This is a genomic window from Paenibacillus sp. FSL R7-0313 (assembly GCF_037969885.1).
In the GTDB taxonomy this organism is placed as follows: domain Bacteria; phylum Bacillota; class Bacilli; order Paenibacillales; family Paenibacillaceae; genus Paenibacillus.
This window is the reverse complement of sequence record NZ_CP150219.1, coordinates 2,855,703-2,879,948: the sequence shown is the minus strand read 5'-3', so window position 1 is coordinate 2,879,948 and position 24,246 is coordinate 2,855,703. Positions and strand designations below refer to the sequence as shown.

Annotated in this window: 23 protein-coding genes; 8 read left to right on the top strand and 15 right to left on the bottom strand. The window is 45.0% G+C overall.

Annotated elements, in window-relative coordinates; all coding sequences use genetic code 11:
• Positions 1–786 (top strand): AraC family transcriptional regulator, encoded by a 786-nt coding sequence (locus NSQ38_RS12605; RefSeq protein ID WP_338588268.1) that lies wholly within the window; start codon positions 1–3, stop codon positions 784–786.
• A 308-nt stretch (positions 787–1,094) separates the two neighbouring features.
• On the opposite strand, the gene NSQ38_RS12600 is transcribed toward NSQ38_RS12605, so the two are convergent.
• Positions 1,095–1,673, bottom strand: a complete 579-nt coding sequence (locus tag NSQ38_RS12600; protein ID WP_339789580.1) for a hypothetical protein — start codon at positions 1,671–1,673, stop codon at positions 1,095–1,097.
• Between the two features lie 173 nt (positions 1,674–1,846).
• Here NSQ38_RS12600 and NSQ38_RS12595 point away from each other — a divergent pair, with 173 nt between their 5' ends.
• Positions 1,847–2,512, top strand: coding sequence for a phosphatase PAP2 family protein (locus NSQ38_RS12595; protein ID WP_339790508.1), 666 nt, complete (start codon positions 1,847–1,849; stop codon positions 2,510–2,512).
• Positions 2,513–2,676: 164 nt separating this feature from the next.
• On the opposite strand, the gene NSQ38_RS12590 is transcribed toward NSQ38_RS12595, so the two are convergent.
• Positions 2,677–4,110 carry a glycoside hydrolase family 1 protein gene (locus NSQ38_RS12590; protein WP_339789577.1) on the bottom strand — a complete coding sequence of 478 codons (1,434 nt, stop codon included), beginning with the start codon at positions 4,108–4,110 and terminating at the stop codon, positions 2,677–2,679.
• Positions 4,111–4,442: 332 nt separating this feature from the next.
• On the opposite strand from NSQ38_RS12590, the gene NSQ38_RS12585 reads away from it, so the two are divergent.
• Both NSQ38_RS12585 and NSQ38_RS12580 read left to right on the top strand, forming a co-directional pair.
• The gene (locus NSQ38_RS12585; RefSeq protein WP_339789575.1) at positions 4,443–5,360 is read left to right on the top strand and encodes a YafY family protein; all 918 of its coding nucleotides are present in this window, start codon (positions 4,443–4,445) and stop codon (positions 5,358–5,360) included.
• 73 nt (positions 5,361–5,433) lie between these two features.
• Positions 5,434–6,249: a class I SAM-dependent methyltransferase gene (locus tag NSQ38_RS12580; RefSeq protein ID WP_339789572.1), complete on the top strand. Its 816-nt coding sequence runs from the start codon at positions 5,434–5,436 to the stop codon at positions 6,247–6,249.
• A 99-nt stretch (positions 6,250–6,348) separates the two neighbouring features.
• Here NSQ38_RS12580 and NSQ38_RS12575 read toward each other — a convergent pair whose 3' ends face one another.
• The 4 genes from NSQ38_RS12575 to NSQ38_RS12560 all read right to left on the bottom strand — a co-directional run bounded on the left by NSQ38_RS12575 (position 6,349) and on the right by NSQ38_RS12560 (position 9,980).
• On the bottom strand, positions 6,349–7,143 hold the full coding sequence (locus tag NSQ38_RS12575; RefSeq protein ID WP_339790506.1) for a hypothetical protein: 795 nt from the start codon (positions 7,141–7,143) through the stop codon (positions 6,349–6,351).
• Positions 7,144–7,265: 122 nt separating this feature from the next.
• On the bottom strand, positions 7,266–7,682 hold the full coding sequence (locus NSQ38_RS12570; RefSeq protein WP_339789568.1) for a hypothetical protein: 417 nt from the start codon (positions 7,680–7,682) through the stop codon (positions 7,266–7,268).
• Positions 7,683–8,014: 332 nt separating this feature from the next.
• Entirely contained in the window at positions 8,015–8,419 is a 405-nt protein-coding gene (locus NSQ38_RS12565; RefSeq protein WP_145150094.1) for a VOC family protein, read from the bottom strand.
• 280 nt (positions 8,420–8,699) lie between these two features.
• On the bottom strand, positions 8,700–9,980 hold the full coding sequence (locus NSQ38_RS12560) for an XRE family transcriptional regulator (RefSeq protein WP_339789565.1): 1,281 nt from the start codon (positions 9,978–9,980) through the stop codon (positions 8,700–8,702).
• Between the two features lie 203 nt (positions 9,981–10,183).
• Here NSQ38_RS12560 and fabV point away from each other — a divergent pair, with 203 nt between their 5' ends.
• Positions 10,184–11,377: an enoyl-ACP reductase FabV gene (gene fabV / locus NSQ38_RS12555; RefSeq protein ID WP_091027779.1), complete on the top strand. Its 1,194-nt coding sequence runs from the start codon at positions 10,184–10,186 to the stop codon at positions 11,375–11,377.
• A 187-nt stretch (positions 11,378–11,564) separates the two neighbouring features.
• On the opposite strand, the gene NSQ38_RS12550 is transcribed toward fabV, so the two are convergent.
• The 3 genes from NSQ38_RS12550 to NSQ38_RS12540 all read right to left on the bottom strand — a co-directional run bounded on the left by NSQ38_RS12550 (position 11,565) and on the right by NSQ38_RS12540 (position 14,438).
• Positions 11,565–12,794 carry a crosslink repair DNA glycosylase YcaQ family protein gene (locus NSQ38_RS12550; protein WP_339789562.1) on the bottom strand — a complete coding sequence of 410 codons (1,230 nt, stop codon included), beginning with the start codon at positions 12,792–12,794 and terminating at the stop codon, positions 11,565–11,567.
• A 134-nt stretch (positions 12,795–12,928) separates the two neighbouring features.
• Positions 12,929–13,156, bottom strand: coding sequence for a hypothetical protein (locus tag NSQ38_RS12545; protein WP_339789559.1), 228 nt, complete (start codon positions 13,154–13,156; stop codon positions 12,929–12,931).
• Positions 13,157–13,319: 163 nt separating this feature from the next.
• Positions 13,320–14,438: an NADH-dependent flavin oxidoreductase gene (locus NSQ38_RS12540; protein WP_339789556.1), complete on the bottom strand. Its 1,119-nt coding sequence runs from the start codon at positions 14,436–14,438 to the stop codon at positions 13,320–13,322.
• Positions 14,439–14,662: 224 nt separating this feature from the next.
• Here NSQ38_RS12540 and NSQ38_RS12535 point away from each other — a divergent pair, with 224 nt between their 5' ends.
• A complete protein-coding gene (locus NSQ38_RS12535) occupies positions 14,663–15,097 on the top strand; it encodes a MerR family transcriptional regulator (RefSeq protein ID WP_338588280.1) in 435 nt (144 codons plus the stop codon).
• A 245-nt stretch (positions 15,098–15,342) separates the two neighbouring features.
• Here the strand turns inward: NSQ38_RS12535 and NSQ38_RS12530 are convergent, their stop codons facing one another.
• Positions 15,343–15,939 carry a restriction endonuclease gene (locus NSQ38_RS12530; RefSeq protein ID WP_338588281.1) on the bottom strand — a complete coding sequence of 199 codons (597 nt, stop codon included), beginning with the start codon at positions 15,937–15,939 and terminating at the stop codon, positions 15,343–15,345.
• A gap of 261 nt (positions 15,940–16,200) precedes the next feature.
• Between NSQ38_RS12530 and NSQ38_RS12525 the strand changes: the two genes are divergently transcribed.
• Both NSQ38_RS12525 and NSQ38_RS12520 read left to right on the top strand, forming a co-directional pair.
• Positions 16,201–17,469 (top strand): hypothetical protein, encoded by a 1,269-nt coding sequence (locus tag NSQ38_RS12525; protein WP_339789553.1) that lies wholly within the window; start codon positions 16,201–16,203, stop codon positions 17,467–17,469.
• Between the two features lie 283 nt (positions 17,470–17,752).
• Positions 17,753–18,634, top strand: coding sequence for a putative RNA methyltransferase (locus NSQ38_RS12520; RefSeq protein WP_339789550.1), 882 nt, complete (start codon positions 17,753–17,755; stop codon positions 18,632–18,634).
• A 93-nt stretch (positions 18,635–18,727) separates the two neighbouring features.
• On the opposite strand, the gene msrA is transcribed toward NSQ38_RS12520, so the two are convergent.
• The 5 genes from msrA to NSQ38_RS12495 all read right to left on the bottom strand — a co-directional run bounded on the left by msrA (position 18,728) and on the right by NSQ38_RS12495 (position 24,074).
• Positions 18,728–19,243, bottom strand: a complete 516-nt coding sequence (gene msrA, locus NSQ38_RS12515) for a peptide-methionine (S)-S-oxide reductase MsrA (RefSeq protein ID WP_315938472.1) — start codon at positions 19,241–19,243, stop codon at positions 18,728–18,730.
• A 178-nt stretch (positions 19,244–19,421) separates the two neighbouring features.
• Entirely contained in the window at positions 19,422–19,679 is a 258-nt protein-coding gene (locus NSQ38_RS12510; RefSeq protein ID WP_062835823.1) for a GlsB/YeaQ/YmgE family stress response membrane protein, read from the bottom strand.
• A 308-nt stretch (positions 19,680–19,987) separates the two neighbouring features.
• Positions 19,988–21,292 (bottom strand): AAA family ATPase, encoded by a 1,305-nt coding sequence (locus tag NSQ38_RS12505; protein WP_339789547.1) that lies wholly within the window; start codon positions 21,290–21,292, stop codon positions 19,988–19,990.
• Positions 21,292–22,755, bottom strand: coding sequence for an RtcB family protein (locus NSQ38_RS12500; protein ID WP_339789544.1), 1,464 nt, complete (start codon positions 22,753–22,755; stop codon positions 21,292–21,294). The genes NSQ38_RS12505 and NSQ38_RS12500 overlap by 1 nt, the downstream gene beginning before the upstream one ends.
• Positions 22,756–23,255: 500 nt before the next feature.
• Positions 23,256–24,074: a TerC family protein gene (locus NSQ38_RS12495; protein ID WP_036617064.1), complete on the bottom strand. Its 819-nt coding sequence runs from the start codon at positions 24,072–24,074 to the stop codon at positions 23,256–23,258.
• Positions 24,075–24,246: the final 172 nt, after the last annotated feature.

Below are 24,246 nucleotides of genomic sequence, written 5' to 3'. Positions count from 1 at the left end.
ATGGAACGGTTTAACTATAAAAAGTCGCAAGACGTGCTGGCACTATCCGCCAGCTTTACTGATTTTGCATACAAAAAACATTGCCACGAAGAGTATGCGGTTGGCGTAACCCTGCGCGGCATTCAACAATACAACCTGGACGGACAATATCAGGCTTCTCACCAAAATGGTGTCATGTTATTCAACCGTGAACAGTCCCATGATGGAAGCTCCTATGATAAGGCTGGCATTGACTATGTGATGCTGTATTTGAAGCCTGAATTGGTAGAGGAAATTATAGGCAAAAAGGAATTGCGTTTTGGAAGTCCCATCGTCTATGATCCCGAGCTTGCACGCAGCATTCTGATGCTGAACGACTCCGTTCAACTCAGACAGGACGAAGCCGAGTGCAGCGAACGGGTCTTCGATCTGGTTCACCTGCTGGCTCAGAAGGAGATGGATACCAAGCTCTGGTTGCCTCAGGACAGTCTGGTTCGCAAAGCAAAGGAAATCATGTTTTGCAGCACCGAAGATGTGCTCAAGCTGGACAATCTGAGCTCCGAATTTGGCATGTCCAAGTTTCAATTTATCCGTGAGTTCAAGGCACAAGCCGGCATATCCCCCTACCAGTTTTTCTTAAACTGCAAGGTGGAACGTGCCCGTCAATCCATCGAAAAGCAGAAGGACGTCTATGCTGCTGTTGCCGATTGTGGATTCGTTGATCTGACCCATCTGAATAGGCATTTCAAACGGGTATTTGGGGTCACAGCTTATGAATACATGTTGCAGCTAAACTATACAAATTGAACTAAAAGATATTTACACTGGCCACTCCGATGACAGAATAACCTTCTGATCGCTGTTATCCCCAGATTTTTTTGATCGCTTTTATAAAGGGAAAATCCGGTGATAAAGGCGAACGCTCCGCTTCTTCAAGTTCTTTCTGTCCTCTCCGTTTTGTGTAAATGTTTAGTTTAATTTATATATTTCCATCGGATCGATAGAACCGACTCCAAATGGATACAATTTTGCCGCCACTCCTAAAAATCCCCGTATAGAACGTTAATGTACCTTAACACTCTGTACGGGGATTAGTTTCTTTTTTCGTTGGGCAATCAGATTCTTTTCTTGCGTCTCCAGACCCACACAACTGCCAATGCTGCCAATAAAATGACTGCACTGTATAAGATAAGATAGAAAGGCCCACTTTGCCCACCACCATCATTGGTTTCTCCAAAATCTTCTTTACTCACAACCTTGCCCGAACCCAACAATTTCAAATCGTCTCCGGCTTGTTCGACAGGAACATTGCGACTGCACAGATTCGTATGTAGCTTATGATCCACTTCATATTGAAAAGCATAGATCAGGTATGACTCATTCTTTTCAAATTGAATGCCACAGGATTCAGACCCTCCGTCACTCGCAAGGATTTTCATCTTTTTGGCATTAACCCCCTTCCATGCCGTATCTACATCAAAGGTATACTCTCTTAATAAGCCATCATGCTTCGACTGTTGAGAACGTCCCTTCTTCACCACTTCTCCTGTAAATACAGTTGTGTTTGTCTTCAATCTCTCTTGAACATCACTCTCGACACAACTGCAAGCATACACTTTTTCTCCGGGAAATAGAGCTAACCCAGACGTAACCAACAGTAAGATCAACATGCACATCACCAAACGTCGTTTCATTCCGACCGCTCCCCCTCCTACATTCTCTGCTTGAATAAGCGTTGTTAAGGTTACATATTTTTATTGCTGCTATATTTATTGTAAAATTATAGCACAATACAAATATCGTTATGTCCGAGATACGCAAGGACACAACATACGAAATCAACGATCACGGAGGAACTCAACATTTGATGCACAACTGGAAAAAGAATATCTCATTCCCGCTGCTCGTTGCAGCGTTATGCATGATCGCCTTTGTAAGCATCGCCCTGTCCCTCAGTGACAACCAGATTCATCGATTTGATGATACGCTGATCGGCTGGATTCAGGGGTTGGAGTCCCCCGGCATGACGCAATTCATGCACCTTTTTACCTGGATCGGCAGTGAAATGCCTGTGGTCTTCATTACCATCATCGCCATGATTGTGTTATACGTCTATCTGCGACACAAACGCGAACTGCTCTTCCTGGCTTGTGTGCTCGCAGGTTCAACCCTGTTAAATGCATTGCTCAAAATGATATTCCAGCGTGCTAGACCTACCATTAACCGGATCATCGAAGTGAGCGGCTACAGCTTCCCCAGTGGGCATTCCATGGCCGCATTTAGCCTGTATGGTGGATTGGCCTTTCTGATCTGGAAACATGTACCCACTGTTACGGGCCGTGTGCTGATGATTATTGCCAGCGCCGTATTTATACTGACCATTGGTATAAGTCGTATCTACTTGGGTGTGCATTATCCAAGTGATATCGTCGGAGGATACTTCTTGAGTGGTTGCTGGCTCTCCACATGCATATGGTTTTACCGGCGGCATTTAGAGCGCATGTCCCAACTGCAAAGCAGAAGGCTCGCCTAGGCGGTCCGCTATTGAACTACACAAAGAAATACCCGGCTTTCCTTAACTGAAGGATAACCGGGTATTTTTTATATTCATATATAGTAGTCCTGAACTCGTTCAGGACTACATGGACCGCTTGTCCCATTTAAGGGAACAGACCGATCTGGTTTTTTCACACCAACTTATAACTCTTCACCATTGGATTCGATAACTTTTTTGTACCAGTGGAAGCTCTTCTTCGGTGTTCTGCTTAAGTCACCTTTACCATCGTTGTCCTTGTTGACATGAATGAAGCCATAACGCTTCTTCATCTCTCCAGTGGATGCACTAACCAGGTCGATACATCCCCACATGGTGTAGGCAATCAGATCTACGCCGTCAGCTACCGCTTCTTTCATTTGTTCAATGTGACCTTTCAGATAATCAATGCGATAGTCATCTTGAATGGAGCCATCTTCCTCTACCACATCGACAGCACCCAAACCGTTCTCAACCACCATCAGTGGAATCTGATAACGATCATACAGATGATTCAGTGTGTAACGCAGTCCTTTTGGATCGATCTGCCAACCCCAGTCGGAAGCTTCGAGATATGGATTTTTGATGCCGCCCAGCAGATTACCTTCTGCTCTCTCGAGGGACTCGTCCGCACTCTCAACCAAAGACATGTAATAACTGAAGGAATAGAAGTCTACGCAGCCTTCACGCAAAGTCTGCTCGTCTCCCGGTTGCATCTCGATCTGGATACCTTCTTCGGCGAAGAAACGTTTGGCGAATCCAGGATATGCTCCACGAACCTGAACATCACCGCAGATCATATTGGAGATTTGGTCTTTCTTCTGTGCAAGTAACATGTCGTCCGGGTTACATGTGTTTGGATAGGTTGTCATGAAAGCAACCATACAGCCGATCTGGAAATCAGGGTTAATCTCATGTCCCAGCTTCACCGCTTTGGCACTCGCGACGAATTGGTGATGTAATGCCTGGAAACGAGTCTGTGGATCATCCACTCCGTCAACCAGCGTCTCTTTGCCTTCAAACAGAATACCTGCAGCCATATAAGCACCCATCGGCATCGTCAGACAGTTGATCTCGTTAAATGTCAGCCAGTATTTCACTTGATCTTTGTAGCGGTTGAAGAGAGTTGTACAATAACGGATATAACAGTCAATGACTTCACGGGAAGCCCAGCCGTTATACTTCTGTGTCAGACCAAATGGCGTTTCGTAATGGGAGATCGTTACGAGCGGCTCAATATTGTACTTTTTCAACTCGGCAAAAACATTATCGTAGAACTGTAATCCCTCTTCGTTTGGCTCCAGATCGTAACCGTTCGGATAGATTCGGGACCAGTTGATGGACATGCGGAACATTTTGAAGCCCATCTCTGCCATCATGGCAATATCTTCTTTGTAATGTCCGTAAAAATCAACCGCTTCATGGCTCGGATAATACGTGCCCTCTTCCAACACAGGCGTAATCCGGCGCGGAATCGTGTGGGTTCCTCCTGTCATCATGTCAGACGTGCTTGGCCCCTTGCCACCCTGGTTCCATCCACCCTCGAATTGATTGGCAGCCGTTGCGCCACCCCAGTAGAATCCTTCTTTCATTGTCATGACCAGTTCCTCCTTCATAATTAACTCATTTCGATATAAAGTGCTTGATAGTATGCAAGTAGCCGTTCCGGTCACGAATCGTTCTTCTGATCGCTGTTATCCTCGGATTTCTTTAATTCCTATTTCTAAATGGAAAAATCCGATGATAAAGGCGAACACTTCGTTTCGTCAGAATCGATATCGTCCCCTTCACTACTTCGCAATAAATAAAGAACAAATTATAAGACAGAGTCAAAATGTCTTGGTAATACTTTTACACCAGTGTACCATCCATACCCTGACACCTATTGTCATGGTATAATCAGAGCATGGAAAATAACCGACTATTTCGAATGTTGCTTTTGTTATTGGAGAAAAAGAAAGCCACCGCACCAGAACTCGCCCGTATGTTCGAGATTTCTGTACGTACGGTGTATCGCGATATCGACCGGCTGAGCGCCGCGGGCATCCCCGTCTATACCACGACCGGCAAGCATGGCGGTATCCATCTGATGGACAACTATGTCATGGACAAGTCCCTGTTGTCGGAAGAAGACCAGAACGAAATTTTGATGGGACTATACAGCATCAGTGCGATCCCACACCTTAATAGTGCTCATATGCTGCAACGGCTGACCGCTCTGTTTGATCACAAGCTGGATTGGATCGAATTCAATTTCTCACCATGGGGCAGCATCCCCCTGCAAGAGAGAGAACTGTTCAATCAGGTGAAACAGGCTATATTAACGAATCAACTAATTACGTTTCACTACATTAATTCGGATGGTGAGAAGAGCATTCCTACCGTGGAGCCACAGAAACTTATATTCAAAAACAGTACATGGTACTTCAAAGGATATATCCATGATGATCCTGACCGGAGAGAATTCGAGACATTCAAGATGAAACGGATTACCCAGTTGACTTTTCTGGCGAGAAAACACGATCACCCTGTTAATGCGGGGTCAACCTATCCTGAATCAGAAATAGCTCCTGCCCTGACCCCTCTGACACTCTCGTTTTCCAGCACCATTGCATACCGAGTACATGATTTTTTCGAACCGTCCCTCATTAAAAAAGAGCCTAATGGCAGGCTCCGTGTCTCTCTCGAACTGAATGTTGGGGAATGGCTCTACTCCTTCCTGATGTCGTTTGGTTCCGAGCTGACCGTCATCGAGCCTGCTCATGTTGGACAGGAATTGCTCAGGCGTCATATCAAAGCTGTTGAACATTTACAGAACGTCATGAACAAACAACCCGACAATGAATGATATAATATAGGCCTATACAACTTTTGAGCACAGCTGACTCTCTGTCGTCCATCTGACCGAAGGAGGTTTATCCATGCAAGACATTAGACGCAACAATGTGGAACGTTTCAAAGGTTTCGGTACGTTATACGATGAGAATCGCCCAGCTGCTCCCACTGAAGTGGTGGATATTCTAACGACATATCTTGGCAGTACACCGCGTATGGTCGCAGATGTTGGCTGTGGCACCGGTTTATCATCGTGGATCTGGCTTAATGAGGCAGAACGCATCATTGGCTTTGAACCCAGCGATGACATGAGGTCTGTAGCGGAATCCAAGTGGGAATCTGCCGGGAAGCCGGATAACCTGCGGTTTGTGTCCGGCTTGTCTCACGACCTAGGACTACCAGATGGCAGTGTCGATGTGCTGACCTGCTCCCAATCATTTCACTGGATGGAGCCGCAACCCACACTACGCGAGTTTGCACGTGTACTTCGTACAGGGGGCATATTTGCTGCCTACGACTGCGACTGGCCGCCAATGGTAGACTGGCAGTTAGAACAAGCCTATCTGAAGCTGAATCAGGAAGCAGATCAACGTGCAGCCAGTCTGGCTCCCCAGGATAGCCAAGCACACAAATGGAGCAAAGATGGACATCTGCAGCAGATTCAGCAGTCCGGGCTATTCCGATATGTTCGGGAAATTGTGTTTCATCACCACGAGACATTCACAGCCGATCGTTACGTCAATCTGGCCTTGAGTCAAGGCGGCTTGCAAACGGCGTTGAAGCTCGGAGCGGATGATCTATTAATAGCTGCCGACGACTTTAGAGCGCTGGCTAATCGTGTATTTGACGGAGAATCCAGAAAAGTACTCTTTTCTTATCGCATGCGCCTTGGTATTGTCTGAAAGTAGTACGTTGCTTGCATCTGTTGTACATACCAAAATGAAAAAGGAGGTCCTACACGTCATAAACATGATCTGTAGGACCTCCTTTTGTCTACATCCTCAGGAAGAGAATAGGTCACTTAATTGTCGCTCCTGTACATTCAATGCCAACACCAATTTGGTCGGGTCTTGTCTTGAATAAATGACGTTAATGATATGACCTTGCTGCACCTGCGGCAGCGCAGATGACAAAATTTCTTTTTGCGTTGTCACATTGAAGGTTTCACCGTTCGTCTTTGTTATGCTGAGTTTGAGCTGAAGCTTAATCTTATTACTGCCTCCACTCCCAAGTGGAGTGACATCGAGAATCTTGGCCATCGCTTTTTCACCTGTTCTCGCAATATCCATCATTTCAGGTGATCCCCCCTGCTGTACCATCTTCTCATCCAGTAATTGCTGCATATCTTCTTGCGACAACCGCCCTTTCAGATCAAGTCCTACCTTGCGCTCATCCTTTACAGAAACGACTAACGGAATGAAACTGCCCGGTTGGAACTGTGCCAGGGAGGTCAATGGAATGACTGTTTTCATCTCCGTATCGTATTTCTCACGCCCCTTACGCGACACCGTCAGACCCAATCGAACCTCAGGCTGTTCATTAATATACGTACCTGTCTGTTGTATAGTTTTAATGACCCCAACTGCTGGTAAACCTGTCTTCACTCGACCTACGCCAAAAATATTGCTCAAAATCGCAGGAACAAAGATCAGTGCAAACCCGGCAAAGATTGCCGGAGTATACCACCATGCCTGCATAATCATAAACGGATCGTTCCACAGCTGCTGTGCCAGAAATGGGGAGAACCCCACTCCAAACACCGTTAATACGCCAATCAATCTCAGGAAACCTACCATATGACCCACCCTCTCTTAATCTTTCTCTTAATATCTCTATCAAAAGCTTTAATAATATATCTATTAATCGTTGTTATACGCATTATTTAAATAGAGTATCGCTGTCTATAACCACATATCTTCTAGATGGATATTAACCCCATGTAGATCAGTTCGGACGGATTCGCTGGATTCTGGCCCAATCCCACCCGATCTCCAACTCGTGGAATCTGCATTTTGGACACCAATGTCTCCAATGTTCGCTGATACTGGTTGCCGTTTGTCTCTGTAACATCCAATACAAGCACAACAATCGGATCAAAATTGATCAGTTTGCCTGTATCGGTGATTGTCACCACCGTAGCCGTAGCTGTTAAAGGCAGAGAACCACTCGCTGCCAACTGTGCCTGCTTCGCCGAATCCAGACTTTGGTTGATGGCCTCCCGATGTTCCTTTGATACAAAACCTTTCATCATCATGCCAGTGAGTCCTTTATTCATCATTTTATCCGCTTTAGCAATTGCATCTTCCTGTTTGTTCTTTTTACCGAACCATCCCATATCAAGCACCTCATTTGTTTTATTTGTTTTTATATTATAGTTAAATTATAAACACCGTGACTTGTCCTTGAATACCCTTCTGGCGGCATACAAAAAAAACGATAAATCCGGCAATTGAATTACCGGATAATCGTTTCTTTGGTAAGGAAGTATGCTAATTCCGCAAAAAAAGATCTGCTAATCCGATCTTCATTTCACGATTGACGGCCATATTTTGTGCCAAGTGCTTTGGCAATGCACAAAATCATGCCAAAACAGCGGGATTTAACCCATAAGTTTTCCAAAACACACACTTTTTCAACCTTTTCACTGAGTGAGCTGTTCCCCTAGAATCAGCCCCTACCGCTGAAACGTTTGATCGCTTCCTCGGTCACTGGCTGGAAGAGGTTAATGAGATTGCCATCAGGATCACGGAACAGCACAGCACGATTCCCCCACGGCATCGTGGTCGGTTCCTTTACCCACTCGTCCACAAACGGCTGCAAACGCTCGTATTCGGCATCGACATCGTGAACGCGGAACTCGAGGATGACAGTGTGATTGTCGGCCGCCACTGCAGAACCAACGCCAAACAGTGGCACCGTCTGGGAGTGGCCAATCGCCAGGGTGCACGATGGCAAAACAAGTTCGGCAAAGACAGGCGCGGGGCGTACCGCCGAAACACCCATGACTTTCTCATAAAACTCGACAAGACGATCCACGTCGTCGGTAATAATGCGTACAGAAGCAAAAAACATAAAATAACATCCTTCCTGTTAATGATAAAGTACCCTATCATTTTTTGGGCCAGAATCGGCCTTCCATCCCTTTATGTTTACTTCATTGATGATAAAATAACGCTACTGACAACGGTATGTCAGTAGCGTTATTCAACATTTTTTTGGGGGTTATTCCTTAATGCTTCAAAGAAACAACCAACTCATGATTGACTCTTATCAGAAGGGCATTCTCAATTCTATTTTTTCTTTTATCCTTCTGATTAACACCCTTTATTACTAGAATTACTTTTAATCCAGTCTATTTTTTGCGTATCAGATATACCAGCTTCCGATAATACATGGCTGCTTCCTTGTATTTCCGCTGATCCTCGGATACTACAGCCAACCCTTCATATAACGGTTCAAGCCGCATGACATGCTGCGCGGATTCAAAATAAGGCAGACAGGCAAGCGCCCGCTCCATGAAAACTTCGCGATCTCCATGCGCAAGAGCCAGATGGCTCTGGTAGAAGGTTGCGCTCATCTGCTGGTCCTGTGTTGTTGCACATTTCAAGAGTTGATCTACACTCTGCGCCAGCACGCCCCAGTTCTTCCGCGCCAGAGCCACTTCGCATCGATATACACTGACGAGCGGTCGCATCGCGAGCTGTGTTTCTTCCGTTTCCTGCTGCAATAGCGACTCGAATCGTTCAATCTCCGTCTGTGCCTGATCCAGTTCACCTGTCATCGTTAACATGACAATCCGATTGTTCGCAATCGCCGTCACCAGATCTCCCTGGTTGCCGGCATATACAAGGTTTGCCTCCGCCATGGTTAATGCCGAGAGTGCCTCCTGAACCAGCCCCATTGCGAAGCAATAGCCACTATATGCCACATATAACCCGGACAACCGATGGAACATCCGCTGATCATAGACATGACGCATCGTAAGCTCAAATACCTGTTTTGCCTCTTCATACTGTTTGACCTGAATGTAGGCTTCCATCTTGATATTTTGCACAGACAGCCAGAATTCACTGCCAGGAAGCGCCAGCTCACTGAGCCTGGTTGCATGAGTTAATACATCCACAAAGGCCATTTTGGAGCGATAATATTGTATTTTATAGAACAAAAGTGCTTTGACTAACGGACGCGGCAGATCAATATCATCTGGACGACCGTACTTCTCTAGGTAAAAATTGAGGTAGGACGTATGTATATACTCATGAGCCGTTGCATCGTTTAATTGCTGATAATAGACCGCCTTCATCAAGGCCGTTGTCAACTCTACGGTCAGCGTGTCATCCCGATCTGCCAGAGCATGCACCGTATCTTCGGATATCGCCGACGCTGGAACAGACATTTGTTCGAAAATAACCTCTGCCCGTTCGAGTGTTTCCTCGTCCTGAGCCGCAGCCTTTAGAATATAGGAAGGGGATACCCCAAGACGCCCCGCGATGGCTTCTGCCAAGTCCTCAGGTAGAGGATAACGATCAGCCAGGATATTGGCAAAGTGGGCCTGCGTGACCAGACCTTCCACAAGGTCTTTACGTGAGATTTGTTTTCTTTTGCTTAGTAGTTCAATGCGTTCCTTCAGCATGGTATCCCTGTCCTTTCTATCCTAACAAACGAGTACATTCTATTCACATCATCGCAAAATTAGAGATATAACGCCACCCTTCCGGCGAAATCAAACGAAACGGTTTCCGTTTCCGAGGTAATTGTTTTACAATAAGAAAGTATGTGTAAGAGCATTTTATCGAAATGCTGAAACATGAGCTGAATATGAAAGGATGCAAATAAATGATTATTAAACCAAGAACACGTGGTTTTATTTGTACCACTTCCCATCCTGTAGGTTGCGCTGCGCAAGTGCAGGAACAGATTGATTATGTGAAATCCCAGCCTGAGCTGAAAGGACCCCGTAATGTGCTCGTCATCGGTGCTTCCACTGGATACGGACTGGCGTCACGTGTTGTCTCTGCTTTTGGGGCGGGAGCGAATACGGTCGGCATTTATCGTCCAAGCAGTTCCACAGAGAAACGTACAGCGTCAGCAGGTTGGTACAACTCCGCTGCATTCGAAAAAGCCGCTGAAGAAGCAGGCCTCAAATCGTACAGCATCACAGGTGATGCATTCGCAAACGAAACACGAGACAAAACCGTTGAACTGATTCGCAGTGAACTCGGTCAAGTAGATCTGGTCGTATACAGCGTAGCCTCGGCACGCCGTACCGATCCGAACACGGGTGAAGTGTTCAACTCTGTGCTGAAGCCTATCGGACAATCCTACACGAACAAAACGGTAAACTTCCACACAGGCGAAATCAGCTCCGTTACCCTTGAGCCGGCAAACGAAGAAGAAATTCGTCAGACGGTAACCGTAATGGGTGGAGACGATTGGGAACTATGGATGGATGCCCTGCAACAAGGCGGCGTTCTTGCTGACGATGCAACAACCATCGCTTTCTCTTACATCGGTCCTGAACTTACTCATGCCATTTATCGTGATGGTTCCATCGGTCAGGCCAAGAATCATCTGGAAGCGACAGCACACAAGCTGAATGATCGTCTGAGTGCCAAAGGTGGACGTGCGTACGTAACTGTAGCCAAAGCGTTGGTGACTCAATCCAGCTCCGCGATTCCAGTAGTGCCGCTGTACATCTCAGCATTGTACAAAGTCATGAAAGAAAAAGGCTTGCACGAAGGCTGCATCGAGCAATTGCAACGTCTGTTCGCTGATCGCCTGTATGCGGGAGGAGAAGTTCCAACCGATGCAGAAGGTCGCATTCGTATTGACGATTGGGAGATGAGAGCTGACGTTCAGGAAGAAGTGGCGAAGCTCTGGAATGAGTTGACCACAGAAAACATCTACGATCTGTCCGATCTGGAAGGTTACCGTCGCGAATTCTTCCAGCTGTTTGGTTTTGAAACCGATGGTGTGGATTATGAAGCAGATGTTGATCCCAACGTTGAAATGCCTCATCTGGTGAACTAAAGAAGTTTTTGCGTGGACGTGAGCTTAGGTTTTTGTTAGAGCTAACTGCGGATATCATGTTAAAACTAATTTTAAAATCAATGAAGAAGGAGGGGCCCTTGGGCTCCCCCTTCTTCATCCTTTTTAGATCCTTTTCCCCTTAACGATTCCAATTCCCTTATCCATACACTCCTTCGTATATCCCTAATCAAATCGATTTAAGTTGCTTTTTCAGCTCTTTTGGTACCGTCTTCTCGATAGTGATCGAACGCGCTCCATGCATGGACGCAAAGAATTGAAGCCCCTCCCGAAAATCCGTAAGCCATTTCGCCACAGGTGGAGCAGTCTCTTCCATTGATAACAAACGAACGGTAAGTACTCCCGTTTTGCGATCAAGTCGTGGGTCCATACGTCCAATCAACCGATCACCGTGAAGAATAGGCATGGCATAATAACCGTAGGTTCTTTTCACCTCTGGCGTATAAATCTCCCACTTATAATGAAAATCGAATAAATCGACAATACGTTCTCTTCTCCATAACAGGTTGTCCAGTGGCGGCAGGAAACGGACCGGGCCTGATGGATCATAGTGTGGCTCTTCCCTCTCCATGTGCAGCAGCAAATCCTCATCTTCAGCACGTATATAATAAGGCGTGGCCACGTCCTCCACCTTAAGCGGGATCATTCGCCCATCTGACACACGGTCAGCAATATCGGTGCGTCGTTCAGCCGCTGTAGATTTTAGCCAACCCAGACGGGGATCACGGGCATCTACGACACGATACGCATGAATGTATTTATCCAGCAGAGCCTGTCTTTGGGCCAACACATCCATGTCTTCTTTTATCGTAAGTCCCTGTTGTTGCAATCCGGATTCGGTAATATGAAAATAACGTTCATTCCCCTGCCTCGCCACCACACGAATCACAGCGGAGTCTAACAGTAAATTCAGAGCAAGTGTGGTATCCTTTGTCTTTGGCACATCTGCACTGTCCCAATAACCACTTACCCTTTCTACAGCACGAAAAGCTCTTGAAGGTAAAGGTCCTTCTTCCTTCAAACGCTGTAACACATGCTGCACTGTTTTCTCCAGACCTTGCAAGGACGGAGCCAGACGCTCCCTTAATCGAGCACGCACAGGTTCAAAGAGCGCATAGTCTTCTATTGGAATGACACAGGCAGCATTTGCAAAATATTCAAACACCTTGTGATCACTCAGCAGCGTATTTAAGCTGTCAGCAGTATAACCCGAGTCACGAGCCCCCAGCACCAAATGCTGGTTTCCAGTTACAGCAGCCACAGGATCGATCTGCACGCAACCAAGGGAGCGAATCAAACTCAAAACTTGGTCGGGTCCCGAAGGTAAGGAAACTGCGGGCCAACGTCCAAGTAAAGCTTGCGTTTGCAGCAAAAAACGCCGAACGATTTTTTTATTCATGTGCAGCGCTGTTGTCATATGTATAGGTTCTTCCCTTCATTAGATATACAAGGATTCATAGTTCAGTTCATTAAGATTGATTTTAACAGTCCACATCATTACTTTCCAACCAAAGAAAGAATTCAATGTCTTACTTATCCAGCAATCCGGTCCTTATGGACAAAATAAAAAGAAGCACCACCATCCTGGATGATCTGCTTCTTGTGTTTGACCTTTTGCAATTTTTCTTGCTTCGTAGGCATGAGCCGCACATGCTGGGATAACGCACCATAATCTCCGTTAACTCTTCGGCTCTGTTCCAAGCACCATTGACCTGACCGCTCTGCTTTGCGTAATGCTTTTTGTGTTTGTGTACGTGCCATAATGGATCACACACTCCTTTGGTTGATATACACTCAATATATCATGTGCAGCTATGCAAGTGAAGGTGAAGCTTTTTTTGTTGAAGCGGATAAATTAGTACAACTGTTCTTGAAATCAAAAAAAGCCGCTATTATTAGCGGCCTTTTTGATCTTTCATCTTCTTTATTGTTCAACTTTAAACCATGGACCTGCATTTTGTATGACACCCCATAGTTTCGCTGGCAACACAAGATCTCTAACGTTAGATGATTTAATCACGTTTTGAATTTCCAATTCTCTTCCTTGTTGAACTTTTTCAACCCACTCTGGATCGGAGATTAATACACGTCCAATTACCGCCAAAGAGAGTCCTCTCTCCATGCTTTCAGAGACATCCTCTGGGCTTTCCAAGGCACCCGCTGCAATTACAAAAATCCGATTGTTAGCATGTTCAACAATCAGCTCAAGATACGTTTTTTTGTTATCTTGGTTATATTTTGGTTTTGACGTAAGGGCTTGTACCAAGGAACCATGAACATAATCAACATTTTCTTCAATCAGTTTATCAATCAGTGCGTACGTATCATTCATTCTAAGGGCATCTTGTTGATGTTCCTCTGGGGAAATGCGGTAACCTAAAATAAATGGTTTTGTCGAATATCTCTCAATAGCTTTTTTCACCTCTCGAATAACAGCTATTGGAAAACTCAGACGTTTTTCCAGTGATCCCCCCCATTGGTCTTGACGTTTGTTGAAGAATGGAGATAAAAAGCTTTGAAGTAAAAAACCGTGGGCTCCATGGAGTTCAACACCATCAAAACCAGCTTCAATTGCACGTCTTGTAGTTTCACCGAACGCATGAATAATTCCCAGAATTTCTTCATGAGTAAGCTCTCTAGGGGATACTGCTTCAGTCAGAGCAACACCGCTCGGACTTACCACGTCACCATTAGGAACTAATTCAGCAATCGCTTTATCTCCAGCATGGAACAATTGAAGAATTGCTGGAGCTCCTCCACTCTTAGCAGCATCTGCCAATTTTTTTAGACTAGGGATAAATGAATCATTATATGCGGCGAATTCATGTGTAAATCCAATACCATTGGGTAGGACATGAGTACAGCCAGTGATAACTAAACCTACACCATTCACTCTTTTTTTATAATATGCAACTTCCTCATCGGAAATCGTGTAATCATCATTACTTGACCATGTCGTCATCGGAGACATAACCACTCTATTCTTTAAGGTAATCCCTTTATTGAATGTAAAGGGTTCAAACAATTTATTAAATTTACTCATTCTACGTTCTCCTTTATATTTTGATTTCTAAGTGCTTATTCATGGAACAGATGAAGATAACCTTATCTCATCCATCCCAATCACAAGTTCTACACAAGAATATCAGGTTAACCTAAGGGGAAGTAAAGTAGGAATTGATACGTAATTTTAAACGATTTTATTTTAACTACTATTCTATGTGATAAAATAACAGTTACAGTAACTGTAACTATGGAGGCGATCAGATGTTTTTTTCAATGAAGTATGTAGTGGAGAATTATAATATAACTGCAAAGACACTTCGATTTTATGAAGAGCAAGGGATATTACCGAATATTTCACGCGACGAAAAAGGGAATAGAGTTTATACCGAACAACAAATCGATTGGATTTCTTTTATTCTTTGTCTCAAAGAAACAGGAATGCCGCTTTCTAAAATTAAAGACTACAAGGAATCCTATGAGATGGGGAACTCCACCTATTTAGAAAGAGAGGAAATGTTAAAGAAACATAAAATTGAATTACAAAAGAAAATTGAAGAAAGTTTGAAACATATGGAAGAAATAAATTATAAATTAGCTATGTATGAACTTCAAAAAGATGAGGTTAGGAAAAATCCTAACCACAATTTTAAATGTCACGGCCTTGAGGTAAACATTGTCGATACCAGAGAGGGGTGAATCAAATATTCGAAATGCTAAAACTAACAGATGAACAAACGGAGCTCGAAATATCCATCCAGAAAAATAACCAGTCGCCTGTATCTAACTAGCGATTGGTTATAATCGTTTTAAAATCTGCATCTGTCGTATTCATCCATTTTTTTTGAGGGAGCCTCAACGGTTTAAACGTTAATCCTGACTACATTATTACTTTTTGATTATATTTAAAAAAATCTACGTTGTGGCACATTAATACAATGAAACTAGCGAGATTGCCGCTTTCGCCGGGACTGCCACGTCTCGATTGGTTCATGATCATCTTCTTCGATCAGTTCCAATGCTTCTTCCACTCTTCTCGCTTTGAATAACAGGATTAATTCCATCAGGTCTTCTCGGTCCAGCAACTTCACTCCATTGACTGCTGCAAGCGTCCGACAGGCTTCGGTGTAACGAGCGGACGTTAATACAATTGACCGGTCGGCTTCATAATAACGCATGGATGTATATATCTCCTGCACTGCACTCAATCCTACAGGATGATTCGCACCATATCGCTTCGCTTGTATCACACTTCGTCTGCCGAGTCTATCAACAAACACCAGATCTGCCCCAAAATCCCGGCTGCTCGTTGTCTTATGCACCTCCTCGTACCCGAGCTCTTCGAATAAATGATAGAGATATAATTCAAATTCCGAACCATCCTCCATCTTGTCGATGTCCTTTATTGTGATCTTACGAGGATTGGCTTCACTTCGGATCCGCTGCCCGCGCCCGATAACCCGCCGAATAATCCAGGCCAGCAACAACAATATGATGATACATCCAATGACCCATAGGGTCACATTTTCACTCCAGTTCATAGCTGTTCTCCTTGTTCATTTCCTATGTTCTATCCAACGTCTTACGCAGATATGGCTTGTCACCGCACTAAATATATCAGACTTCCACCTTCATCGAAAGAAGATGAATTCCCTGTAACCGCTAGACTTCACCAAACATGGTTATTTCGATAAACCAATGATAAAAGGTTACAGTGTGTTCGGTTGAATTCAGCTTGACTTTAATGGTAAAATTCAACAATCGGTTCTATTTTGAACCGAAGAAGAAAGGTGGTTTATCACTTGCATACATTGACCAAACACAAGTCCAAAACATGGGCTGCCCTCATTCTCAGCGGCATGCTCCTCTTCACCATGAATACAACAGGTTACGCCGCTGCTTCAACCGAATCCATGCCCAAACCGGCGTGGACGTCATCTTCCCTGATGTTATCTGAGGCTAATACAGAGAAAGATGTCCTGATTAAGGGAATCCATGCCGTGCCATCCAAAAATCTTGTATATGTACATGCCTCCCAGCCCGTGACCAAAACAAGCAGCAAAACAACACTCGACTGGCAACTGGACTCTCTCCAAGCATTCGATGCGACAACTGGACAATTGAAGTGGAATACGATATTCCATGAGAAAAGTGGTCCTTATACCACCTACTCTGATTCGGTATATGCCAGCAACGGTACGGCTTATGTGTATATGGAATATTCAGACAAAACCAAAAAATTGTACTCATTCAATACATCCGGTAAAACCAACTGGGTCAAAACGGTGAATTCACCTGCAAGCATATCCCTATTGGATAACGATACGTTGATGGTTGCTTCAAGTCAGGGCGTGCAATCGAATGGTTCGGTTCGCTCCGCCATCTCGTTATATGACAAAAAGGGCAAGCTGATTACCGAAAAGACCATTAACGGTAACGTGCTTAAGGCTGATAATGGTCGAATTATAGTGGATGCCAGCAAACAAACCAAGGTAGGAAACTTCTGGCAGCAAGCTGCGAATCCCAAAGTAGAGATCTATGATCGTACGTTGAATCGTCTGTCCTTCTTCCAATTCCCAGCCAATGCAAATACATTAGGAGATGGCGGCGGTGAATCGCTGGCCATTCTGGACGATGGTTCCATCATTATGCGCGCCAATTTTGAGAACACCGGTAACCGACTGATGGGCTTTGGCATCGATGGCAAGCTTGCTTGGGGACGTGCCATTGCTGGTGATGCCTACATTCAGACGGCTGGCAACGGTTATACAGTCTTTACAGGGCAGAAGCTGGAATTGTACACGATGAAAGGCAAAGTGACTGAGCGTACGTTCAAGGACGCACAGCCTGCGTTGATGCATGTCGACCAGACACAGGATGGTCAGTATCAGCTTGATTTTGCCAAAACAGGATACATTCTTGATTCACAGACGCTGGAAGACGTGCATATCTACACGACCAGTGCCTCGGTTCCTTCATTAGAAGGTGTCTCTACTTATGTGGATGATGTCATCTATTCCATGAACAATGAGACATTGTCCAAATATGCATTAAAGGTTGCTGCAAAATAATGAACAGAGCGCTTCTGTATGACCGCCTAAACGGTTGACAGGGCGCTCTTTTATTTCAAATCCGCCTGGCTCCCCTTACTTGTCATTTCTTCTCATCCTGTTATACTGGTAACGTTCTCTTGCTTCACCCTGATCTTGATAGGCCAAAGGAGCTTAACCTTCCTATGATTATTCAGTTCATTCGATACAGATAACTTGGGGCATAGCCATAAACCTCTTTTTTGAATTTTGTGCAGAGGTTTATTTGTTATGCCCTTTTCTTCAGTTATCCAAATCTGAATGAATGGGGTGTTTTTCCATGTCAGTCCATCGCAGAGAACGTAGCGCTGCGCTTATTAATCCATACATCCATATGTTGAACTGTCCCATTTGTCATAGCCCTATGGCAACCATTAACTCAGGGAGCATTCAATGTGTGTCCAGGCATAGCTTTGATCTTGCAAGACAAGGCTATATCAATTTCATGACACGTTTTTTCAAGGGCAACTATGACAAACGTTTATTTACAGCCAAAAGGAATATCTTATCGGAAACCGGTATTTATGCTCCTTTGACCGAAGTACTACGCAGGTGGATTGCACGTTATTCCGTTGACATCAGCTGTCCCGTGCATATTCTGGATGCAGGCACAGGAGAGGGAACATTTCTGCAGCAGATTACGCAGAATACTCCAGCCGTTGGCTGGGGCATCGACATTGCCAAAGAAGGCATTGCCATGGCTTCCTCTGCCTACAACCAGCAAATTTGGTTTGTCGGCGATCTGGCATGCAGTCCGTTTGCAGAAGGTCAGCTGGACATCATCCTGAATATACTTTCTCCTTCCAACTATGAAGAGTTTGGACGAATTCTGAAAGATGGGGGATGGATCATCAAAGTCATCCCCCGTGAACGATATTTAATTGAACTGAGAGAAATGCTGTTCCTGAATCGACCTGATCGAGCAGACGGCCGGGAACTTACGCTGGACCGATTCCGCAAACATCATCATCTCATCGCCAGCATTCCGCTGACCTACACGCTGCCCGTCACCGCAAACATGCTCTATTCACTCGTTCATATGACACCACTTTCCTGGCATCTGTCGGGAATATCCCGGATGGGCATTCAAGCTTCCTTGTCGAAGATTACCATTGACGTAGAAATACTGGTGGGAACGAACAATTAGATAACCGTTATGGCAGATTTCAGCCGCCATACAGCCAAAAAGCCGGGCGAGTTCCAACTGGAACTTTCCCGGCTTTTCATGTGATCTGATGCATTATTTCCAATTCTCGTCTATAAATTCGTCCCGTCCGGATAACGCACGGTCTTCCTTATAATGTTTCTCGTTTTTCTTGTGGTAATCCTGATGATAATCTTCAGCCGGATAGAATATAGCTGCATCGCGAATTTCCGTAACAATCGGTTGACTGAATCGTCCGCTGGCTGCCAGTTCCTGCTTGGACTGTTCAGCAAGCTCACGTTGACGTTCATTATGCACAAAGATTGCCGTACGATACTGTGTTCCCCGATCCTGGAACTGGCCTCCGTCATCCGTCGGATCAATCTGTGGCCAGTACAGCTCCAGCAGTCGTTCATAAGGGAATACATCTGGATCAAATGTAATCTCAACCACTTCGACATGACCGGTCTCCCCGGTTTTGACCTGCTCATATGTTGGATTCTCGACGTGACCGCCAGCATAACCCGATATAATGCCATGAATGCCCGGTTGTTCTTCAAACGGTGTAACCATACACCAGAAACATCCGCCAGCGAATGTAGCTTTTTCCATTCCGTTCATCCCCTCTTATCTAAACTACCTATACAATACTGATGCTAAGTTACGCATGTATCCTTATATTCTAAAACAACAAGAGGTTGATTGAAAGCCATGGTTATGGCTCTCAATCAACCTCTTCATTGGTAATGCATTTAGCTGACAACTAATTCAAGAAATTATCTTGATGAAGTTACCCGCGACTACGTCCCATCGAACGGAAGATCAAGCTTACGATGGCTACAAGAACGATCGCACCAATCAATGCAGGTACAATGTGGAATCCGCCCATCTCAGGACCCATATCGCCCAAGATTACTCCACCTAACCATCCACCGATGAAACCAGCAATGATGTTACCAATAACACCACCTGGAATGTCACGACCAACGATCAAACCTGCCAACCATCCAATGATACCACCGATAATTAATGACCATAACCAACCCATATCATTCACCTCTAATTAAAGTTTTTGTTGTTGTCTGTCTACTATTAACCGCTACAGAAGCATTTAAACAATTGGCATAAAAATTTTTGCATATTACCTTTTGTCCCCATGCATCTCTCTCTGCAAAACAAGCCTTAGTCAGGTATGGAACAGATCGCGTTACTTTCCGGCATCTCACCAGCTCAGGGCTGCGTTATGTACCTCCCGAAAGTCATTGTATGTTAGAGCAGACAAGGTTAGTATCACCAATTGAGGTAGGATTATTTATAAAATTGCGTCATATTATAGGATGGATGGATTAGATCTGATCAATAAAAGCCTGCACGGCCCTTACCTGGCTGCGCCAGCCAAGTATGTTTGTGGCTCTTATCCAGCTCGCCACGCATCGACTGAATGACTTTTACAATGTCTGTCTGTCCATTCTGATGCCATTCGAGTGCAGCGCTCACATACAACTCACCTAGCTGTGCAAGAGAAAACGTGTCGGTCAGACGAGCTGCTTCTACTGTGCCTTCTTCACCCGCAAAAATGGTGAAGCCTCGTTGGCGCAAGTATTGCAAGCGCAGCGCTTCATCTGGCAACGGAATTTCATAAGCCCGGTCAAACCGTCCAGCACGGTTCATGAGGCCAGGATCTATTTTCTCCGGATAATTCGTTGTCCCGATCAAGAAAATGCCTTCCTTCGACGTAGCTCCATCCAATGTATTCAGGAAAAAGGAACGGACTTCATCCGGCATCGAATCGATGTCCTCAATGATCAGTACCATTGGTGCCAACCGCTTGGCAGCCTCGAACACTTCACGCACCGATTCACTGTTGGTATACTCCGTAATCTGCCAATACGCAGCCGGGCCCGGGATACTTCCCGCAATGGATTTCACCAACGTGGTCTTACCATTCCCCGGATGTCCATACAATAGAATGCCCCGTTTGTACGGGATATCATAATCTCTGTAAAAGGAACGATCTGCTTCGAAGAACTGATCCAGCGAGCGGAAAATATCCTGCTTGATCTGTGCCGAGAGAACAACATCCTCTCGTCCCACGGAGCGAGTGATGGATTCCACATGGCGATCGCTGCCATTCCGGGCATCGGTGTAGACCGTTACTTTTTTCATATTTTGCTGACGTTCCCGTTCCCGGACACTTCCCAGAAATTGCTTCATCTCCTCATCACCGACGGCAAAGACAAAGTCTTCACTGTAGATCCCGTTCTCTCGGAAAAACGGAACCCGGACAAGTGCAACGCCCCATTTCGGATAGGCAAATACGTTATTGCGAATGGAGTAATGCACACCATAAGTGGGTACATCTCCATCATCGTCGTAATGTAACGTCTGAAGCTCCAGATCCTCGAATATGCGGGCTACCAATTCTACTTCGTCACTGCCATTTTGCAGGTCTTCCCGGAGTAACTCCCAATATTCATTGTTCGGGTCAGAACTGGCATAAAGCTTGTACTCAACTCCATAGCGCTGATGGAGCGCCTCACTGATTCCACGAATCAGCCTTGAATAGATAGCGTAACCTTCCACTCGAATTCGAGTATCATGTTGTTCGTCATAGGTATAGATCGCTTGAGTTGGATCTGTTTGTTGTTCGTTTATTGTCATTATTTCGCTCCCTTTACCGCTACAAGCGGTTTGCATTTGGCTACAACTTGAGCCAGGCCTGCGCCGGTAACACTGTCTATAATTTCATCTACATTTTTATAAGCCTGAGGTGATTCATCAATAATGGATTCAAGTGAGCGTTGATTTACCACGATCTCATCAAGTGTACCCACACCTAGTGCCGTGGCAAAATCTTCCACGCTAATCAATCGTTTCGTTGCCGTCCGTGAACGGATGCGACCCGCACCGTGACATATTGAATAATAATTATCAGCACCCTGCGGCTGACCTACCATGATATATGAAGCAGTTCCCATGGAACCGGGAATAAGCGCCGGATGTCCAGTTGCCAGATAAGGTTTCGGATTATCCGGGTGACCTGCCGGCAACGCACGTGTCGCCCCTTTGCGATGCACAAAAACAGAACCTTTGTCTACGTGAGATTCCTCCCAGGCATAGTTGTGCATCAGATCGTATAACGTACGGAATTCACATTTGGAGCCAAACACATCCCGGAATGCTTCGCGAATAGCATACGCAATCAGGTGCCGATTGACAACAGCGTAATTCAATGCAGAATACATCATGTTCACATAATGACGACCTTCCGCATGCTCCAGTGGAGCAAAGACCAGTCTGGGATCGGATGTACCCAGGTTAAGCCGCTGCATGACTTTGGCAATCGCTGACGAACTCGTCTGACTTACATAACCACCCCATGCACGAGAGCCGGAATGAATCATGACCACGACTTGTCCATCATACAATCCCCAAGCTTCGGCGATTTCACGATTCTCTTCAGCGATCTCAATCGCCTGGATCTCGGCAAAATGATTCCCCCCACCCAGTGTTCCGAGCTGACGATGCGAACGATGCCACGTCATATCAGGAACATGGTTTAACACATCCTCATCATAACTGAACTTGCTGCTTTCCACATGTGTCATCGAGGTTGATTTTTTCGGTGTATAGCTGTCGGGAATATACTTTTTGGGTAAACCATGCAGTCCTTTACGAACAATATGCTCCAGTCTGATGTCTGAGTAATGACCTCGCTGGTTCGCCTCCATCGGCAATACTTTCTCAATGGCCTTGACGAGTTTACGGCGAAGCTTGATGTCTTTCAATTCGTCCTTGTGCAAATTCGTCATATGCACTCGCATGCCACAGCCGATGTCACTACCCACGATGGAGGGAGAAACGTATCCGCTGTGGGCATCCCACACGGCTGTCGTTCCAATGCACGTACCTACACCGACGTGTACGTCTGGCGTGTAACTCATATAAGAGAGTCCAGGAATCTGCAGATTATTGTTTGCCATCTCGAACACCTTGTAATCGAGCGAGGAGAAGAGCTGTTGCGCCGCATATACGGTTAGGTCGCCTGCAGGCAATTTCACTTCATGCCGGTAACCACCTGCGATTTCATTTGGATTGGTAAATAAATTAAATTCTGTATTCATAAAAGTGTATTATTCCTTTCTGTACGTTCAGCAAATTCGGTTTGCTGATTCATCTGTAAAATAAAACTAAAAAAAGCCATAGGCTAATCGCCCATGACTTCTACTGAATGACAATAACGGAGAACAGAACAGCATACATGCTGTGTGTCTGTCATCCATCGCTATAATATAAGCGAAGAACGCATATCGATTATAAAAACCGCTAAACGATATGCCTATCCCCTATGTCGACCGTATGAGGCCAATGAAACGATGAGCCGGATATGCTATTGTGTCTACGTTGCGCCCTGTTTGAATCAAATCATAACCAAGCATCATGTCTCTCGGCCTCCCTTCGTTAATGTTAGTCTTATATTAAGGGGACTAGAATTCATGTGTCAACCCTTTTCTTGGAAATTGGTCCATGGTGTAGATTGCATATGTAAACAAAAACAGGAGATTGTCCTAGGACAATCTCCTGTTTTCCAAATAATAATGATGTTGTTAGCGTAACATGATTATTACAGTCCTGCTTGTTTTTCCAACTCTTCAACCGGATTTTCGTCTTCTTTTTCAGGAACTTTGGAAGACAGGAACCAACCACATACCGCAATGGTGATCAGTACAATATAGAATCCGAATTTCCAAATTTTATTTTCCGGGAAATGCTCATCCAGAACACCCAATGAAGGGTGTGCGAGTGTAATAACTGCCAGCTTAACCCCTACCCAACCTACGATTACAAATGCCGCAACTTCCAGTCCTGGACGGGAATGAAGCAATTTCACAAAGTATGAGGCTGCAAAACGCATGATCACAAGCCCGATGAATCCACCGAGGAAGATAACGATAAACTGTCCACCGTCGAGTCCGCCAATTGGAGGCAATCCACTTGGTGGCAACGCCACGGCCAAAGCAACAGCAGCCAGAATGGAATCAACTGCAAATGCGATATCCGCTACTTCGACCTTGAAAACGGTCATCCAGAAACCGGATTGTTTTTTCGGTTTCTTAGGCGTTGAATCAGCTGCTTCATCTGTCTTATTGCGACTACCCAGTATCTTTTTAACGATATGGTTAATCGAAATATACAGGAGGTACAGGGCACCGATCGCTTGTACTTGCCATACATCGACGAGGAAAGAGATCAGGAACAACGAACCTAAACGGAAAACAAATGCACCCATCAAACCATAGAACAACGCTTTTTTGCGCTTATCTTCAGGCAAGTGTTTAACCATGATTGCGAGTACCAATGCATTATCTGCTGCGAGTAATCCTTCAAGGACAACTAAGACAGCAAGCACCCACCCATATTCTAATAATAATGAAACATCCAAAATTGACTCCTCCTTAATATTCTTATGATGTACAAAAAAAAGGACCTTTACCATCACTGGTAAGGTCCTTTTATATCCACAAAAAGAGACCTTTACCGAGCATGAAAACTTGGTAAAGGTCTCGCTAACAACAAAATTGCTGCCAATAAAGCCGGGGATACGATCCCGAATT

What these genes read in the sequence shown, in the direction of transcription:
- NSQ38_RS12570 (WP_339789568.1), bottom strand. Translation starts at nt 7,682, where the DNA reads ATGGGATGGTTCGGTAAAAAGAACAAACAGGAAGATGCAATTGCTAAA.
- NSQ38_RS12585 (WP_339789575.1), top strand. Translation starts at nt 4,443, where the DNA reads ATGTTGCTTTTGTTATTGGAGAAAAAGAAAGCCACCGCACCAGAACTC.
- NSQ38_RS12505 (WP_339789547.1), bottom strand. Translation starts at nt 21,292, where the DNA reads ATGACAATAAACGAACAACAAACAGATCCAACTCAAGCGATCTATACC.
- NSQ38_RS12605 (WP_338588268.1), top strand. Translation starts at nt 1, where the DNA reads ATGGAACGGTTTAACTATAAAAAGTCGCAAGACGTGCTGGCACTATCC.
- NSQ38_RS12500 (WP_339789544.1), bottom strand. Translation starts at nt 22,755, where the DNA reads ATGAATACAGAATTTAATTTATTTACCAATCCAAATGAAATCGCAGGT.
- NSQ38_RS12575 (WP_339790506.1), bottom strand. Translation starts at nt 7,143, where the DNA reads ATGGTAGGTTTCCTGAGATTGATTGGCGTATTAACGGTGTTTGGAGTG.
- NSQ38_RS12540 (WP_339789556.1), bottom strand. Translation starts at nt 14,438, where the DNA reads ATGAGTAAATTTAATAAATTGTTTGAACCCTTTACATTCAATAAAGGG.
- NSQ38_RS12550 (WP_339789562.1), bottom strand. Translation starts at nt 12,794, where the DNA reads ATGAATAAAAAAATCGTTCGGCGTTTTTTGCTGCAAACGCAAGCTTTA.
- NSQ38_RS12535 (WP_338588280.1), top strand. Translation starts at nt 14,663, where the DNA reads ATGTTTTTTTCAATGAAGTATGTAGTGGAGAATTATAATATAACTGCA.
- NSQ38_RS12560 (WP_339789565.1), bottom strand. Translation starts at nt 9,980, where the DNA reads ATGCTGAAGGAACGCATTGAACTACTAAGCAAAAGAAAACAAATCTCA.
- NSQ38_RS12510 (WP_062835823.1), bottom strand. Translation starts at nt 19,679, where the DNA reads ATGGGTTGGTTATGGTCATTAATTATCGGTGGTATCATTGGATGGTTG.
- NSQ38_RS12545 (WP_339789559.1), bottom strand. Translation starts at nt 13,156, where the DNA reads ATGGCACGTACACAAACACAAAAAGCATTACGCAAAGCAGAGCGGTCA.
- fabV (WP_091027779.1), top strand. Translation starts at nt 10,184, where the DNA reads ATGATTATTAAACCAAGAACACGTGGTTTTATTTGTACCACTTCCCAT.
- NSQ38_RS12520 (WP_339789550.1), top strand. Translation starts at nt 17,753, where the DNA reads ATGGGGTGTTTTTCCATGTCAGTCCATCGCAGAGAACGTAGCGCTGCG.
- NSQ38_RS12595 (WP_339790508.1), top strand. Translation starts at nt 1,847, where the DNA reads ATGCACAACTGGAAAAAGAATATCTCATTCCCGCTGCTCGTTGCAGCG.
- NSQ38_RS12580 (WP_339789572.1), top strand. Translation starts at nt 5,434, where the DNA reads ATGCAAGACATTAGACGCAACAATGTGGAACGTTTCAAAGGTTTCGGT.
- msrA (WP_315938472.1), bottom strand. Translation starts at nt 19,243, where the DNA reads ATGGAAAAAGCTACATTCGCTGGCGGATGTTTCTGGTGTATGGTTACA.
- NSQ38_RS12565 (WP_145150094.1), bottom strand. Translation starts at nt 8,419, where the DNA reads ATGTTTTTTGCTTCTGTACGCATTATTACCGACGACGTGGATCGTCTT.
- NSQ38_RS12530 (WP_338588281.1), bottom strand. Translation starts at nt 15,939, where the DNA reads ATGAACTGGAGTGAAAATGTGACCCTATGGGTCATTGGATGTATCATC.
- NSQ38_RS12600 (WP_339789580.1), bottom strand. Translation starts at nt 1,673, where the DNA reads ATGAAACGACGTTTGGTGATGTGCATGTTGATCTTACTGTTGGTTACG.
- NSQ38_RS12590 (WP_339789577.1), bottom strand. Translation starts at nt 4,110, where the DNA reads ATGACAATGAAAGAAGGATTCTACTGGGGTGGCGCAACGGCTGCCAAT.